The organism is Kitasatospora purpeofusca (assembly GCF_042691725.1).
Lineage (GTDB): Bacteria > Actinomycetota > Actinomycetes > Streptomycetales > Streptomycetaceae > Kitasatospora > Kitasatospora purpeofusca_B.
On the sequence record NZ_CP170483.1, the window covers coordinates 8,285,069 to 8,297,799 of the forward strand.

General features: G+C 72.2%; 13 protein-coding genes. 8 read left to right on the plus strand and 5 right to left on the minus strand.

The annotated features are described in order from the left end of the window. Positions 1-71 precede the first annotated feature (71 nt). From ACFCLZ_RS35750 to ACFCLZ_RS35760, 3 genes are read left to right on the plus strand one after another with little or no spacing between them, the layout of a single operon-like run. Positions 72-545 (plus strand): RrF2 family transcriptional regulator, encoded by a 474-nt coding sequence (locus tag ACFCLZ_RS35750; RefSeq protein WP_380282064.1) that lies wholly within the window; start codon positions 72-74, stop codon positions 543-545. A 59-nt stretch (positions 546-604) separates the two neighbouring features. After that, a complete protein-coding gene (locus tag ACFCLZ_RS35755) occupies positions 605-1,825 on the plus strand; it encodes an MFS transporter (protein WP_380282065.1) in 1,221 nt (406 codons plus the stop codon). Next, a complete protein-coding gene (locus tag ACFCLZ_RS35760) occupies positions 1,822-2,475 on the plus strand; it encodes an HD domain-containing protein (protein ID WP_380282066.1) in 654 nt (217 codons plus the stop codon). Before ACFCLZ_RS35755 ends, ACFCLZ_RS35760 begins: the two co-directional genes overlap by 4 nt. Positions 2,476-2,483: 8 nt before the next feature. Here the strand turns inward: ACFCLZ_RS35760 and ACFCLZ_RS35765 are convergent, their stop codons facing one another. Continuing rightward, positions 2,484-2,810, minus strand: coding sequence for a hypothetical protein (locus ACFCLZ_RS35765; RefSeq protein ID WP_380282067.1), 327 nt, complete (start codon positions 2,808-2,810; stop codon positions 2,484-2,486). A gap of 188 nt (positions 2,811-2,998) precedes the next feature. Here ACFCLZ_RS35765 and ACFCLZ_RS35770 point away from each other — a divergent pair, with 188 nt between their 5' ends. From ACFCLZ_RS35770 to ACFCLZ_RS35780, 3 genes are all read left to right on the plus strand, one after another. Next, positions 2,999-3,850, plus strand: a complete 852-nt coding sequence (locus tag ACFCLZ_RS35770; RefSeq protein ID WP_380282068.1) for a helix-turn-helix domain-containing protein — start codon at positions 2,999-3,001, stop codon at positions 3,848-3,850. Between the two features lie 13 nt (positions 3,851-3,863). Then, positions 3,864-4,061, plus strand: coding sequence for a DUF397 domain-containing protein (locus ACFCLZ_RS35775; protein WP_380282069.1), 198 nt, complete (start codon positions 3,864-3,866; stop codon positions 4,059-4,061). Between the two features lie 73 nt (positions 4,062-4,134). Continuing rightward, positions 4,135-4,332, plus strand: a complete 198-nt coding sequence (locus tag ACFCLZ_RS35780; RefSeq protein ID WP_380282070.1) for a DUF397 domain-containing protein — start codon at positions 4,135-4,137, stop codon at positions 4,330-4,332. 381 nt (positions 4,333-4,713) lie between these two features. On the opposite strand, the gene ACFCLZ_RS35785 is transcribed toward ACFCLZ_RS35780, so the two are convergent. From ACFCLZ_RS35785 to ACFCLZ_RS35800, 4 genes are all read right to left on the minus strand, one after another. Next, positions 4,714-5,727, minus strand: a complete 1,014-nt coding sequence (locus ACFCLZ_RS35785) for an NAD(P)H-dependent glycerol-3-phosphate dehydrogenase (RefSeq protein WP_380282071.1) — start codon at positions 5,725-5,727, stop codon at positions 4,714-4,716. Positions 5,728-5,809: 82 nt separating this feature from the next. Further along, positions 5,810-6,595, minus strand: a complete 786-nt coding sequence (locus ACFCLZ_RS35790; protein ID WP_380282072.1) for a class I SAM-dependent methyltransferase — start codon at positions 6,593-6,595, stop codon at positions 5,810-5,812. Between the two features lie 29 nt (positions 6,596-6,624). Beyond that, positions 6,625-7,761, minus strand: a complete 1,137-nt coding sequence (locus ACFCLZ_RS35795; RefSeq protein WP_380282073.1) for a YcaO-like family protein — start codon at positions 7,759-7,761, stop codon at positions 6,625-6,627. After that, positions 7,751-8,977, minus strand: coding sequence for a TfuA-like protein (locus ACFCLZ_RS35800; RefSeq protein WP_380282074.1), 1,227 nt, complete (start codon positions 8,975-8,977; stop codon positions 7,751-7,753). Before ACFCLZ_RS35800 ends, ACFCLZ_RS35795 begins: the two co-directional genes overlap by 11 nt. Before the next feature lie 560 nt (positions 8,978-9,537). On the opposite strand from ACFCLZ_RS35800, the gene ACFCLZ_RS35805 reads away from it, so the two are divergent. Together ACFCLZ_RS35805 and ACFCLZ_RS35810 are read left to right on the plus strand one after the other, a co-directional pair. Further along, entirely contained in the window at positions 9,538-10,884 is a 1,347-nt protein-coding gene (locus ACFCLZ_RS35805) for a hypothetical protein (RefSeq protein WP_380282075.1), read from the plus strand. Between the two features lie 295 nt (positions 10,885-11,179). Then, positions 11,180-12,646, plus strand: coding sequence for an MFS transporter (locus ACFCLZ_RS35810; RefSeq protein ID WP_380282076.1), 1,467 nt, complete (start codon positions 11,180-11,182; stop codon positions 12,644-12,646). The last annotated feature ends 85 nt before the right edge of the window (positions 12,647-12,731 follow it).

The following is a 12,731-nucleotide window of genomic DNA, read 5'->3' on the forward strand; positions in this document are numbered from 1 at the left end:
TTTGAAAGGATTAATCGTGAACCACCCCTTTGCGGCCGGGTATCGGGACATGTAGTATCCCGATTGTGCTGATGGGTGAAGGTGTGGAGTGGGGACTGCACTGCTGTCTGGCGTTGGCGTGGCTCGACGAGCAGGCGCCGATCCCCGCCGGGCGGTTGGCGGAGATCTTCGAGCTCCCCCCGGTGTATCTCAAGAAGCGGCTGCAGCCGCTGGTGCGGGCCGGCGTGCTCGTGTCGGTGGCGGGCGCGCGCGGCGGGTACCGGCTGGGCCGGGCGCCCGAGCGGATCACCCTGATGGACGTCGTCGCGGCCGTCGAGGGGACGACCGAGGCGTTCCGCTGCACCGAGATCCGGCAGCGCGGCGCGGGGGTGGAGGCGCGGGAGGGCGAGTTCGCGAAGCCCTGCGGCGTCGCGGGGGCGATGCGGCGCGCCGAACTCGCCTGGCGGCGGGAGCTGTCCGCGCAGACGATCGCCGACCTGCTCGCCGCTAGCCCGCCCGGCGCCCCGGACCGGATCCGCCGCTACCACGAGCGCCTCGGATCCTGATAGCGCGTCGATGACCGGCCCGGCCGACCGGCCGGGCCTTCTCACGGAGGGGAATCGGGATGTCCAATGTCTCGTTAAGCACATCGGGGGAGGCCGCGGCGACGGGGGAGGTGCCCGGGCGGGACGTGCTCGGCGCCGTCCCGGCGCTGGCGCTCGGCACCTTCGCGGTCGGCACCGACGCCTTCGTGGTGGCCGGCTTCCTGCCCGAACTCGCCGCCGACCTCGGCGTCTCCACGGCCACCGCCGGGCAGGCCGTCACCGTCTTCGCGGCCGCGTACGCGCTGCTCTCGCCGGTGCTGGCCACGCTGACCGCCCGACTGCCGCGCCGCCGCCTGCTGGTCGGCGCGCTCCTCGGGCTGGGGGCGGCCAACCTCGCCTCCGCGCTGGCGCCCACCTTCGGTGTGCTGCTCGTGTCGCGGGTGGCGGCCGCGGCCGCCGCGGCGGCGTTCACGCCCAACGCGGGCGCCGTCGCGGCCTTCCTGGTCCGCCCGGAACGGCGGGCCCGGGCGCTGGCCGTGGTGGTGGGCGGGCTGACCGTGGCCACCGCTCTGGGCGTGCCGCTGGGCGGGTTGGCCGGGCAGTGGACGGGGTGGCGCTGGGCGCTCGGCGCGGTCGCGGGGCTGGCGCTGCTGGTTGCGGGGGCGGTCTCGGTGCTGCTGCCCCACCTGTCGGGGAACCCCCGGGTCCCACTGCGCGAACGCCTCGCCGTGCTGCGCCGCCCGGCGGTGCGGGCGATCCTGCCGCTGACGGTGCTCGGGATGGCGGCGGCGTACACCGTGTACGCGTACAGCGTGCCGGCCCTCGCGGCGGTCGGCCTGACGGCCGGCGACACGGCGTGGGCGCTCGGCCTCTACGGCGTCGGCGCGGTGCTGGGGAACCTCGCGGCCGGGCTCGTCACCGATCGGCTGGGCGGCGTGCGGGTGCTGGCGGTCGGGTACGTGGTGATGGCCGCCGGCCTGGCCGGCCTCGGCGCCCTGGCCGCGAGCGGAGCGCGGGTACCTGTGCTGGTCGGAGTGCTCATGGTGGCCTGGGGAGCGGGCAGTTGGTGCCAGACGCCCCCGCAGCAGCACCGGTTGATCGCCGCCGCACCGGGGGAGGCGCCGCTGGTGGTGGCGCTGAACTCCTCCGCGATCTACACCGGTATCGGCGCGGGGACTTTGGTCGGAGGCCTGACCGCCCGCCCGGGAGCGACCATGATGTACGCGACGGCGGCCGGTCTGGCCGTCGCCGCTCTTGTCTACCTGCTGGTGACAGCCGGAGAACGGACTGCGTCTTCATGAACGACGAACTGCGCCTGCCCGCCACCGAACTCGCGCGGCGCACCCTGGTCCATGCGCAGAGTCTGCTGCCGGCCGCGCTCTTCCACCACAGCGTGCGGACGTACCTCTACGGGCGTCTCCTCGGCGAGCAGCGCGGTCTGCGGCCGGACCACGACTATGACGACGAACTCCTGTTCCTGGGCTGCGTTCTGCATGACTGTGGGCTCAGTGCGGAGGGAAATGGGGACCAGCGGTTCGAGCTGGACGGTGCCGACCTGGCCGTCCGCTTCCTGGAGGAGGAGGGGGTGGCGTCGGACCGCGCGGAGGTGGTGTGGGACGCGATCGCGCTGCACATGGACCGCGAGATCGCCGCGCGCAAGCGCCCGGAGATCGCCCTTGTCGCCCTCGGCGCGGGCTTCGACCTGGGCGGCGGTCCGGAGAAGCTCCCGCCCGGCTACGCGGACCGCGTCCACCGGGACCATCCCCGGCTTCATACGGCGGCGGTGCTGCACGACAGCATCGTGAACCAGGCGCTGGCGAACCCCCGGAAGGCCCCGCTGTTCACCATGCAGGGCGAACTCCTCCGTCAGGTCGGCGGGGAGAGCTGGCCGACCTGGGAGCAACTCGCCCGGTCTGCGGGATGGAACGACTACGAGGGCTATCGGCCCTGAGGCGAGTTTCAGGCGGCTTCGAGCCGGTCCAGCGCGGCGGCGCCGGGCTGCGCGAGCCAGACGAGTCTGGCGGAGAGGCCTGGCCGCCCCGCGAACAGGCGAAGAGCCCGCTCGGGCGACGCGAGCGTCATCCGCGTCTGCCCGTCGACGACGAGGAGATGAGCCGCCCCGTCGCCATGGGCGAGCCCCCAAGCCACCACCCACCCGTCGGCGGGCAGTTCGCCGGTGTCGTACACCTGGACCACGGCGAACTGCCTGGGAGCGGTGTCGAGCACGAGCCCGCACAGCTCCTGGTCGAAGGAGGGGAGGGAGTTTTGCGAGGGCGCAGCGGACATGGAAGTCTCCTGCCAGGGGGGAGTTGGACGCCGCGCTGCCACCGCAAGCGGCAGTTCGCGGCCCTGATGCACCATCAAAAATAGCCAGTCGGTAGTATGTAGTCCACCGCCTTTGGGGAATTCATGGCACTGCCACTCCAAAGGATGAACGGCGCTCGGCCATGGCGAGCGAAGGAAGGGAGCAGCGGATGCCGCCCAGCAAGGTTCCGCCGAGCATCCGGCAGCGGCGACTCGGTGCGGAGCTACGTCGGTTGCGTGAGCAGGCGGGCCTGTCGGTCACGCGCGCCGGGGAGCTGCACGGCACCCAGCAATCCCGCATCAGCAACATCGAATCCGGGGGATACCCGGTGAGCGCGGACCGGGTCCGGGCGCTGGCCCGGCTCTACGGCTGCGCGGACGACGCCCTGATCGAGGCGCTCACCGGCATGACCGGCGGCCGCACGCGGGGATGGTGGGAGGAGTACCGCGAGATCCTCCCGGCCGGGGCGCTCGACCTGGCGGAACTCGAACACCACGCGAACTCGATGCGGATCGCGTCCGCCATCCACATTCCAGGCCTGTTGCAGACCCCCGAACATGCCCGGGCGCTGTTTCGGGATGTCGTCCCACCCTTGTCGCCGCCCGAAGTTGAGCATCTGGTCTCGCATCGCATCAAGCGACAGGCAGTGCTCTACCGCGAGCAGCCGATCCCGCTCCAGGCTGTCGTTCACGAGGCGGCCCTGCGGATCGGCTTCGGCGGACCCGAGGTCGCTCGCGGTCAGCTGGAACACCTGTTGACCGCGAGCGAGTACCCTCACGTCGAGCTGAGGGTGATCCCGTTCGGAACCGGTAGCTACCCCAGTTCGGGCGCTGGGATCGTGTACTTCGTCGCGGAGGTCGCGCGATTGGACTGTGTTCAGGTCGACGGGGATCGATCCGAGTTCATCGACACCGAGCCGCAGCTCGTCAAGTACCGAGCTGTGATGGATCGGTTGGAGGCGAGCGCGCTCAAGCCGGACCCGTCCCGCGACCTCATTCGCCGTATCGCCCAGAGCATCTGAGACAGGAAGAACCATGGCCGCTCACACCTGGCAGAAGTCTTCGTTCAGTGGCGACGCTGCCAACTGCATCTACCTCGCGGCGGCGCCCGACGGTGCGATCAAGATCCGTGAGAGCGACGAGCCTGACGTCGTCGTCACTACGACACCGGACAGCCTCCGTGCCTTCATAGGCGGCGTCAAGGCGGGGGACTTCGACCACCTCGCGCAGTAGAGTCGGCGGGAGGTGGCGTTGTCGCGTAGGCGGTCATGACTCAAAGCGGACAAGACACCTGAGAGGAAAGCCGATGTCAGACCTCAAGTGGCAGAAGTCCAGTTACAGCACGCAGGCCGCAAATTGCATCTACCTCGCGGCGGCGCCCGACGGTGCGATCAAGCTCCGTGAGAGCGACGAGCCCGACACCGTCCTCACCACCACGTCGGGGCGGCTGCGGGCCCTCCTGGCCGGCGTCAAGGCGGGGGAGTTCGACGACATTGCGAAGTAGAGTCGGCCGGAGGGGCCGTCATCGCGGAGGCGGTGAGGGCGGAGGTCCTCGAAGGTGCCGGCGCTGGAGAGGAATTCGAGGATCAGCGCGAGCTGGGCGGGCGGGACGAAGAAGCTGCCCGGGGGGATGACGTCCTGCGTCCGTCCGGCCCGGGTGCCGCGCAGGGAGACGATCGTGAACGTCGCGTAGCAGAAGATCGTCCAGCTCAGCAGTTGGCCGGCGGGCCGGCGCCAGAATCCGGCGACGGCCATCCAGGCGATCAGGCCGGTGGTGACGGCGGTCTCGGCGGCGGGGATCAGCGCTCCGAAGTGCATGAGTGCCCCTTTGGAGTGTCAGTGTTCGCCCCGGCACCCGCGCCGCCTGCCCGCTAGGGGCGCGGGGTCAGCGCGTGCAGGAGTGACGTTCCGGCTTGGTGGGCCGCTCCATCAGCAGGGCGGTCGCCTTGTCCAGGTCGACTTCGCCGCGCAGGAACTGGACGACGGCCTCGGTGATGGGCATCTCCACGCCGTGGCGGTGGGCGAGGCCGAGGATCGCCTCTGAGGTCTTCACGCCTTCGGAGGTCTGGCTGATCGCGGCGGCCGCCTCGGTGACGGACTGTCCGCGGCCGAGGTGTTCGCCGAAGGAGCGGTTGCGCGAGAGCGGGGAGGAGCAGGTGGCGACCAGGTCGCCCATGCCGGCCAGGCCGGAGAAGGTGTGCGGGTCGGCGCCGAGGGCGTCACCGAGCCGGGAGGTCTCCGCCAGGCCCCGGGTGATGAGCAGGGACTGCGCGTTGTCGCCCAGCCCCATGCCGACGCCGATGCCCACCGCGAGGGCGATGACGTTCTTCGCCGCGCCGCCGAGCTCGCAGCCAACGACGTCGCGGTTGGTGTAGGGGCGGAAGTACGGGGTGTGGCAGGCCGCCTGCAGGCGCTGGGCGACCTGCTCGTCGGTGCAGGCGACCACGCTCGCGGCGGGCTGCCGGCCTGCGATCTCTCGGGCCAGGTTGGGTCCGCTGACCACCGCGACGCGTTCCGGGCCGACGCCGGCGACATCGGCGATGACCTCGCTCATTCGCAGCCCGGAGTCGAGTTCGATGCCCTTCATGAGGCTGACCAGCACCGTTTGCGGGCCGAGAAGCGGCGCCCAGGCGGTGAGGCTGGCGCGCATGGCCTGCGCCGGGACCGACACCACCACAAAGTCCGTGCCGGGCAGGGCCTGCTCGACGTCGAGGGTAGCCTTCAGTTGCTTGGGCAGGTCGATGCCCGGCAGGTAGACGGGGTTCTGGTGGCGCTCGTTGATCGCGTCGGCGATCTCGGCGCGCCGGGCGTGGAGGGTGACGTCGGTCCCGGCGTCGGCGAGCACGGACGCGAACACGGTGCCCCAGGAGCCCGCCGAGAGCACCGCCGCCGTCGTCATCCTCGGTCCCCTCGCAGGTGGTTGGTTCTTCTCCCGGCTGAGCGGGTGGGGGCAGCCTACCGGCTGTGGGCCGCCCGCCGGGTCAGGTCGGCGGCCGTCTCAGGGTGAGGGCGACGGCCCGGCGGCCGTCCAGCGTGGGCAGGGTCCTGGCCGCCTCGGCGAGCATGTTCTCGGCCTGGGCGTCGCCGAGCGCCCGGCGGATCTCGTCCTCGTGGTCCTGCCACAGCCGGTAGAGGCACGCCCACATCCGCGGTTCGTGGCGCCGCTCCTCGACGTGGTCGACGAGGAGTCCGGCGCGCTGGACCTGCTCGGTCCAGCCGGGTTCGGCCTCACGTCGCAGCGCGCGCGTGAGGACGGCGCGCCCGCCCGAGTGCAGGATGCGGTGGAGCTCGGAGAGCGCGCCAGCGCGGTCGGTGGCGCGGCTGAAGGCGTCGATGCAGATCACCGCGTGGGCGTGGGCGTCGGGCAGACCGGTGGCTTCCAGGGTGGCGACGGTGAAGCGGGCGCGGTCGGGCAGGGCGAAGGCCTCGCGGCGGGCGGTGGCGAGGGCGATCGCCGTGTCGGAGATGTCGACGCCGACCAGGCGGAGGGTCAGCGCGCGGGCCAGCCACAGGCCGGCGCCGCCGGTTCCGCACGCGAGATCGACCAGGTGCTGCCCCGGTTGCAGACGCAACCGGTTGACCATGGTCGCCACCAGCGGCCAGTCGCAGGAACTGGCCGGGGCGATCTCGGCGGGGTAGGCGTCGCCCATCGCGAGCGCGTAGAGCCGCGCCACCAGGTCGGTGCCCGTCCGGGCGGCGTACAGGGCGTTGTAGCCGCGTTGGAGCGCAGCCTCGTCGGGCGAGAGGACGGGCGGGGGTGCGGGCACAGCGGTGGCTCCTCGGGGTCTGGTGGATGTCAGCGGGGGACGGAGCGGCGGATGCGCGAGCGGGTGCCCGGGGCGAGGACCTTGACCGCAGCGAACGGCTCGCCGGGCGCCGAGAGGTCGACGCGCACCGGATGGTGGCCGGTGACGCGGGTGATGCGCTCGGCGAGCAGGTCGACCTGGTCGGCGAAGGTGCCGGCCACTGGCTCGTAGGAGGCGGTCAGGGCGGTCCAGTCGGACAGCTCACCCGTGAGGGCGGGGCGGGGAGGTTCGGTGTCGAAGGCCGGTTGGTGGCCGGGCAGGTCGTCGCGGGTGCCGGCGATGCAGGTCAACCTGGACTGGGCGGCCTCGGTCAGGGCCCGCGAGAGCGCGATGCGCGGATCGGTGTGGCAGCCGGCTCCGGCGAACGTGAGCGGGTAGTCCTCCGTCCACAGGTAGGCCAGGCACACCGGAACGTCGTAGGCGTTGGCGACGAGCACCAGTTCCAGGACCGCGTGCGCCGCGCACATCCGGTTGATCAGCGCCCGGCAGTACGAGTCCTCGACGGAGGCCGGGTCGACGAGCGTGCGCCGCCCGCAGGCCTCGATCTCGTCGGTGAACAGGGCGTCGCGCTCCACCACCTCGAACAGCGCGTGCAGTGTGGCCTCGTGGCGGGTGTTGCCGCAGGCGAGCCCGTTGCTGGTCGCCCGGAACAGATCGGGCTCCCAGTCCGGCCGGCGCGCTCTCCTGCGGATCAGGTCGAGCGGCACCGGCACGGCGCTTCCCGGGCCCAGGGCGGTTCCCGTCGTCCAGTCCAGCGGCACCCGGTCCAGCCCCGGGTGCCGCAGTCGGGGTGCCAGCTGCGCCAGGTCGTACGGCGGGTCGACCTCACGGGCCGTGCCGTGCAGTACGACGGGCATCGGCTGCTCGACGTGCCACAGCTCGATCGCCTCCATCACGGCGGAGATCCGGGCCAGCGTGTCGGTGGCGCCCTTGCCCTGCGACGCGGACAACGTCTGCGCGGCCGGCCGGATCGCCGTCCACACGGGCAGTTGCAGGTAGTCCAGGCCGGTCAGCCGCGCCACCCGGGTGATCCCGAACCGGGGCAGCCGCTCGGCCAGCAGGGCCCACGTCTCCTGCGGCGCCCGGGCCCGCACGGTGCCTTCCAGCTCGATCCGGTCAGCGGGCATCGGCCACCTCCACCAGGCGGGCCGCTCGCGCGTCGACGAGGAACCCCATCAGGAACGTCTTCAGCGCCTCGACGGCGTGCTGGCCGCTGCCAAGGCCCCGGGACAACGCCTCGCCGTCCAGGCTCTCGGGCCCGGTCTGCCACAGCTGAAGCAGCACCCCGCGTGCCGCGGCGTCCACCACGGCCTCCGGGCGGAAGCCCGGGTGGGCGCGGGCCGCCTCGGCGTTGCGGGCCGCGTAGCGGGCGATTGTCGCCCGGTCGGCGGCCGTTTCACCGGCCAGCAGCAGCCCCACCGTCTGTCGGTCGGTCAGGTCGAGCACCGGGCGGAACACCGCGTACACCGGCGGTACCCCGTCGTCGTCGCCCGCCAGGCGGGCCAGCCGCTCGGCCAGCGGCCTCCCCGGCCCCTCGGCGCCGCCGGGGTGGCGCGAGCGGTGCTCCAGGAAGGCCGTCCACCTTCCGGGGAAGCCGGGGTCGAACAGCTGCTGGTAGGCGAGACGGTCCGCGGCGGCCAGGGTGAGAGCGTCGATGTCCTCGGTCACGGTCTCGTTCACCCACCGGCGGTGGTAGCCCGTGTCCCACACCCCCGCCGGCACCCGACCGAGAGCCGGCGGGAAAGCGCCGGAGACGGCCGCGCTGATCGCCTGCAGCGCGTCCAGCCGCTTCAGGTCACCGAAGTACGGGTCACCCACCCGCCGCTCGCGCAGCCACTCGCCGAGGTGCGCGGCGCCCTCGCGCCGCAGCACCGCCAGTACCGCCGCCGTCGACCGCTGCGGGTAGTACACCGCCCGCAGCGACTCCAGCAGCCCTGTGCAGGTCCGCGCGTCGGCAACACCCTCGGCCCGGGCGATCCGCAGGACGTGACGCAGGTTCACCAGCGGCCAGGTCAGCGCCCGCTGCCGGCCGCCCGGCTCCTGGCCGACGGCGACCTCGTCGTCCCCGTCGATCTCGCCGTCCATGTAGGCGCGGAAGACCGCTCCGACTCCGGCCATCCCGAACGGCTGCAACTCCGCCGCCCGCAGGGCGCCGATGCTGGCAGCGCCCACCACCGACACACCGCGGCCCATCGCGGCCAGGATCTCCTTGTGTCGCAGGGCCGGCGTCTGGTGGTACAGCCCGTCGATGATCACCACCGTGTCCCCGTCCCCGATGGCCAGATCGCGCAGATCCCCGTGCCGGACGGGGGGATGAACGCAGACCGATGGCGCTTCCGTCATGAGGTCGGCCTGATCAAGAGTCGGCCCGACAAATGCGTGAATCAATTTCCGAAACCTTCCATTCCGGAAAGGGCGGAAGTGCTCTTTCGCCGGTGATTTCAGGGGGTGAGTTCCCTCAACCGCGAGCACGGCGAACTCCCGCCCGATCGGCCCCGGGGGCAACGGACGCCCCAGCGCCCGTTGCCTCCGGGCCGCGCCGAAGCGCGGACGCGGACGCGAGGACTACTCCTCGTTCTCGACGTCCTCGATGCGCACGACGCCCGACGCGTCGATGACCTGCTCGTCCTCCACGCCGGACACCGCTGCGGCGGCGATCTGGGACTTCGACTGACCCATGATCAGCTCCCTCTCAGGTGAGACTCCGGCGGCCGTCTGGCCGCCAACGGGAAAACTACGCGCCGCCCGATCGGCCCGGGAAGTGCACGCCGCTATGCAACCGGCTATGCACGCACAAAGGCGCTGGCCGGCCTTAGCGCGACCAGGGGAAAACTCTTCAAATCACCGGCGCGGGTGGCACGGTCTGTGCAAGGGTCATTCCCACGCACGGGGAAGGGAGATCCGTGGTCACAGCCGACGCATTCGAATTCGGTCAGATCATCTGGAACCGCCGCCTGGAACTCGGCTGGAGCAGACCGAAGCTCGCCTCGAAGCTGAACACCCGAGCTGGCCTGACCACCTGCGACGGCGCGCTGATCTACAAGTGGGAGACCGGCCGGCACGCGCCCAGGGCGTGGCTCCCGCACATCCTGCACGTCCTGGACATCCCCACCGACGCGGCAGCGCTCCTCCACCCGGCCACCGCCAGGACCGTCCCGGCACACACTTGCGAGAACCCGCTGATCGGCCTGCCGGCGGCTGTCTTCGATCGGCCCCAGGCGGATACGCTGCTGGCCATGCTGGACGCCTCAGGCCCGGTGGAACCCGACACCGTCAGGCAGCTCGCGCACGCCTGGCTGATCAGCGAACCCCCGCAGATCCTGCACCAGCGCGCCGGAAGCCGCGTCGGCGACTCCCTCATCACCGAAGTCCGCACCCGCACCAACACCCTGCGCAGAATGGACGACTTCCTCGGCGGTCTCGACCTGATCGCCCAGGTCACCAAGGAGCTCCGCGCGACCATCAACGTGCTCCGCGAGGCCTCCTACACCGAGGAGACCGGACGCCGGCTCCTCGAACTCGCCGCCGAGCAAGCCCAGCTGGTCGGCTGGGTCGCCGGCGACGCCGGACTGAACCAGCAGGCCCAGCGCGCCTACGTGGCCGGTGTTTACGCCGCCGAGGCCGCCGGCCACCACGGCCTCGGCGGCCTGAACCTCGGCGGACTCGGCTACCTGCTGGCCGCCACCGGCAACCCCGAGCACGGCGTGATCCTCACCCGCTCGGCGGCCGTCGGCGCCGCGCCGTACGCGAGCGCCCGCGAACGCGCGATGATCTGGGACCGGGCCGCCTGGGCGGCCTCCCTGGCCGGCCGCGAACGCGAGGCCGCCGCCGCCCTCGGCCGCGTCGAGGACGCCCACGACGCCCACCATCCGCACGCGCGGGAGGAAGAGGAACCGGACTGGCTGTACTGGGTGTCCAGGGCGGAATCCCTGGTGATGCAGGGCCAGGTCTGGACCGAACTCCACCGCCCCCTGCGCGCGGTCCCGATCCTTCGGGCGGTCATTGGTACCTACGACCATGAACACGCCCGGGAGACCGCGCTCTACCGCTCCTGGCTTGCCGCCGCGCTCCTCGATGCCGGCGAGGTCGAGGAAGCCTCCGCCGAGACCACTCGGGTGATCGACCTGTCCGCAGGGCTGACCTCCGACCGGGTCGCCAAGCGGATCACCATGCTCGCCGGACGCCTGACCCCGTACGCGCACGTACCCGCAGCCCGGGAGGTTCTGGACAGGGTGCGAGAACAACGGTGACAGGGCCGGTCACCGCGACCCGCTTGATGCCCATGGTTGGTGCCCAGGGCGAACAGCACCAGCAGCAGCTGGCGCGGCAGCACCTCCTTGGACGTGGTCTCACGGCTTCTCCGTAGCCATGCGAGCGCAGGGCCGACGCAGCGGCGTCAGCTCGTCCGGTCTTGATCCGGAGTCACGCACCCCCCTCCCGGGCATCCGCCCAGATGGGCGGACCGGTGTTGCCTGATTGTTTGATTGTACGTGAATATACGTACCATCAGATCGGGACCTCACCGACACCGAGGAGCACCTCCGCATGCCCGTGACACCCCTCAGTCCCGCCCGCCTGGGCTGGACGCTGGTTCTGCTGGCCCTGGGGCAGGCCGTGTTCGCCCTGGACCTCAACATCGTCTTCGTCGCCTTACCCGAGATCGGCACCGACCTCGGCTTCCCCGGCCAGACCCAGCAACTCGTGGTCAGTGCCTACGTCGTGTTCGCCGGGGGCTTCCTGCTGCTCGGCGGCCGGGCCTGCGACCTGCTCGGGCGGCGGCGGGTGTTCGTCGGCGCGCTCGTGCTCTACGCGCTGTCCTCGCTGGCCGGCGGGCTGGCCCGCTCGCCCGAGGTCATCGTGGGCGCCCGGATCGTGCAGGGTGTCGGCGGGGCGCTGCTGCTCCCGGCGATCCTCTCGCTCGTCAACACCCTGTTCGAGGAGGGGCCGCGGCGCAACCGCGCCCTCGCCGTCTGGGGCGGCGCGGGCGCGAGCGGGCTGACCCTGGGCGCGCTGCTCGGCGGGGTGCTCACCGAGAGCTTCGGCTGGCCCGCCGTCTTCTTCGTCAACGTGCCGCTGGCCGGCGCGATCGCGGTTGCCGCGGTATTCGTCGTCCCGCCCGACCCGGCCCGGACGGAGCGCCGCCGCTTCGACCTGCCGGGCGCGCTGACCGTCACCGCCGGCGCGACCCTGCTGGTCTTCGCGCTGGTGGAGGCCCCCGAGCGCGGCTGGGCCGACCCGTGGATCCTCGGCGCCCTCGCGGCCGCGCTCGTCCTGCTCGCCGCCTTCGCCCTCGTCGAGACCCGCAGTGCCGACCCGTTGATGCCGTTCCGGCTGTTCCGCAACCGCAGCCTGAGCGCCGGCGCGGCGATCACCTTCCTCTACATGGCCACCTTCGGCGTCCTGCCGTACTTCCTCACCGTCCTGCTCCAGAGCGTGCACGGCTACAGCGCCCTGCAGACCGGCCTCGCCTTCCTCGTCCCCTCGCTGGCGATCGCCGCCGGCACCCAGTTCGGCGAGCGGCTCACCACCCGGGCCGGCCTGCGACCCACCCTGCTCGGCGGGTTCGCGGTCGGCGCGGTCGGCACCGCCGCGCTGGCGGTGGGCTTCGACGCCGACGCCGGCTACCTCGCGCTGCTGCCCGGGCTGGTGGTCTCCGGCGTCGGCCAGGGCGTGGTCTGGACGGCCATGTGGATCGCCGCCGCCACGGGCACCGCCGCCGAGGAGCAGGGCATCGCGAGCGGCGCCGCCTCGACCACCATGAACCTCGGCAATGCCATCGGTCTCGCGCTGTTCACCGCCGTCGCCGACGCGGGCACCGACGGGCTGGGCGGTGGGGAACTGGCCCGCGCCACGGCGGACGGCGGGTTCCTGGTGGTCCTGCTCACGGCGGCGGGGATGCTGCTGGGCCTGCTGCTCGCCCTCACCCTGCGACCGGCGCGCGCGGACGCCCGTTCCGCCCCGGCGGCGGACGCCGCCGTCGTCCCCGACTGCCCCACCGCCGTGTCGGGTTGAGCTGCCCCTGGTGGACGGGCCGGGGCCGGGCGGTGCTTCCACCGCCCGGCCCCGGCCCTCGGCCGCCCCCGGGCCGGAGGCCGGG

What these genes read in the sequence shown, in the direction of transcription:
- ACFCLZ_RS35750 (WP_380282064.1), top strand. Translation starts at nt 72, where the DNA reads ATGGGTGAAGGTGTGGAGTGGGGACTGCACTGCTGTCTGGCGTTGGCG.
- ACFCLZ_RS35755 (WP_380282065.1), top strand. Translation starts at nt 605, where the DNA reads ATGTCCAATGTCTCGTTAAGCACATCGGGGGAGGCCGCGGCGACGGGG.
- ACFCLZ_RS35760 (WP_380282066.1), top strand. Translation starts at nt 1,822, where the DNA reads ATGAACGACGAACTGCGCCTGCCCGCCACCGAACTCGCGCGGCGCACC.
- ACFCLZ_RS35765 (WP_380282067.1), bottom strand. Translation starts at nt 2,810, where the DNA reads ATGTCCGCTGCGCCCTCGCAAAACTCCCTCCCCTCCTTCGACCAGGAG.
- ACFCLZ_RS35770 (WP_380282068.1), top strand. Translation starts at nt 2,999, where the DNA reads ATGCCGCCCAGCAAGGTTCCGCCGAGCATCCGGCAGCGGCGACTCGGT.
- ACFCLZ_RS35775 (WP_380282069.1), top strand. Translation starts at nt 3,864, where the DNA reads ATGGCCGCTCACACCTGGCAGAAGTCTTCGTTCAGTGGCGACGCTGCC.
- ACFCLZ_RS35780 (WP_380282070.1), top strand. Translation starts at nt 4,135, where the DNA reads ATGTCAGACCTCAAGTGGCAGAAGTCCAGTTACAGCACGCAGGCCGCA.
- ACFCLZ_RS35785 (WP_380282071.1), bottom strand. Translation starts at nt 5,727, where the DNA reads ATGACGACGGCGGCGGTGCTCTCGGCGGGCTCCTGGGGCACCGTGTTC.
- ACFCLZ_RS35795 (WP_380282073.1), bottom strand. Translation starts at nt 7,761, where the DNA reads ATGCCCGCTGACCGGATCGAGCTGGAAGGCACCGTGCGGGCCCGGGCG.
- ACFCLZ_RS35800 (WP_380282074.1), bottom strand. Translation starts at nt 8,977, where the DNA reads ATGACGGAAGCGCCATCGGTCTGCGTTCATCCCCCCGTCCGGCACGGG.
- ACFCLZ_RS35810 (WP_380282076.1), top strand. Translation starts at nt 11,180, where the DNA reads ATGCCCGTGACACCCCTCAGTCCCGCCCGCCTGGGCTGGACGCTGGTT.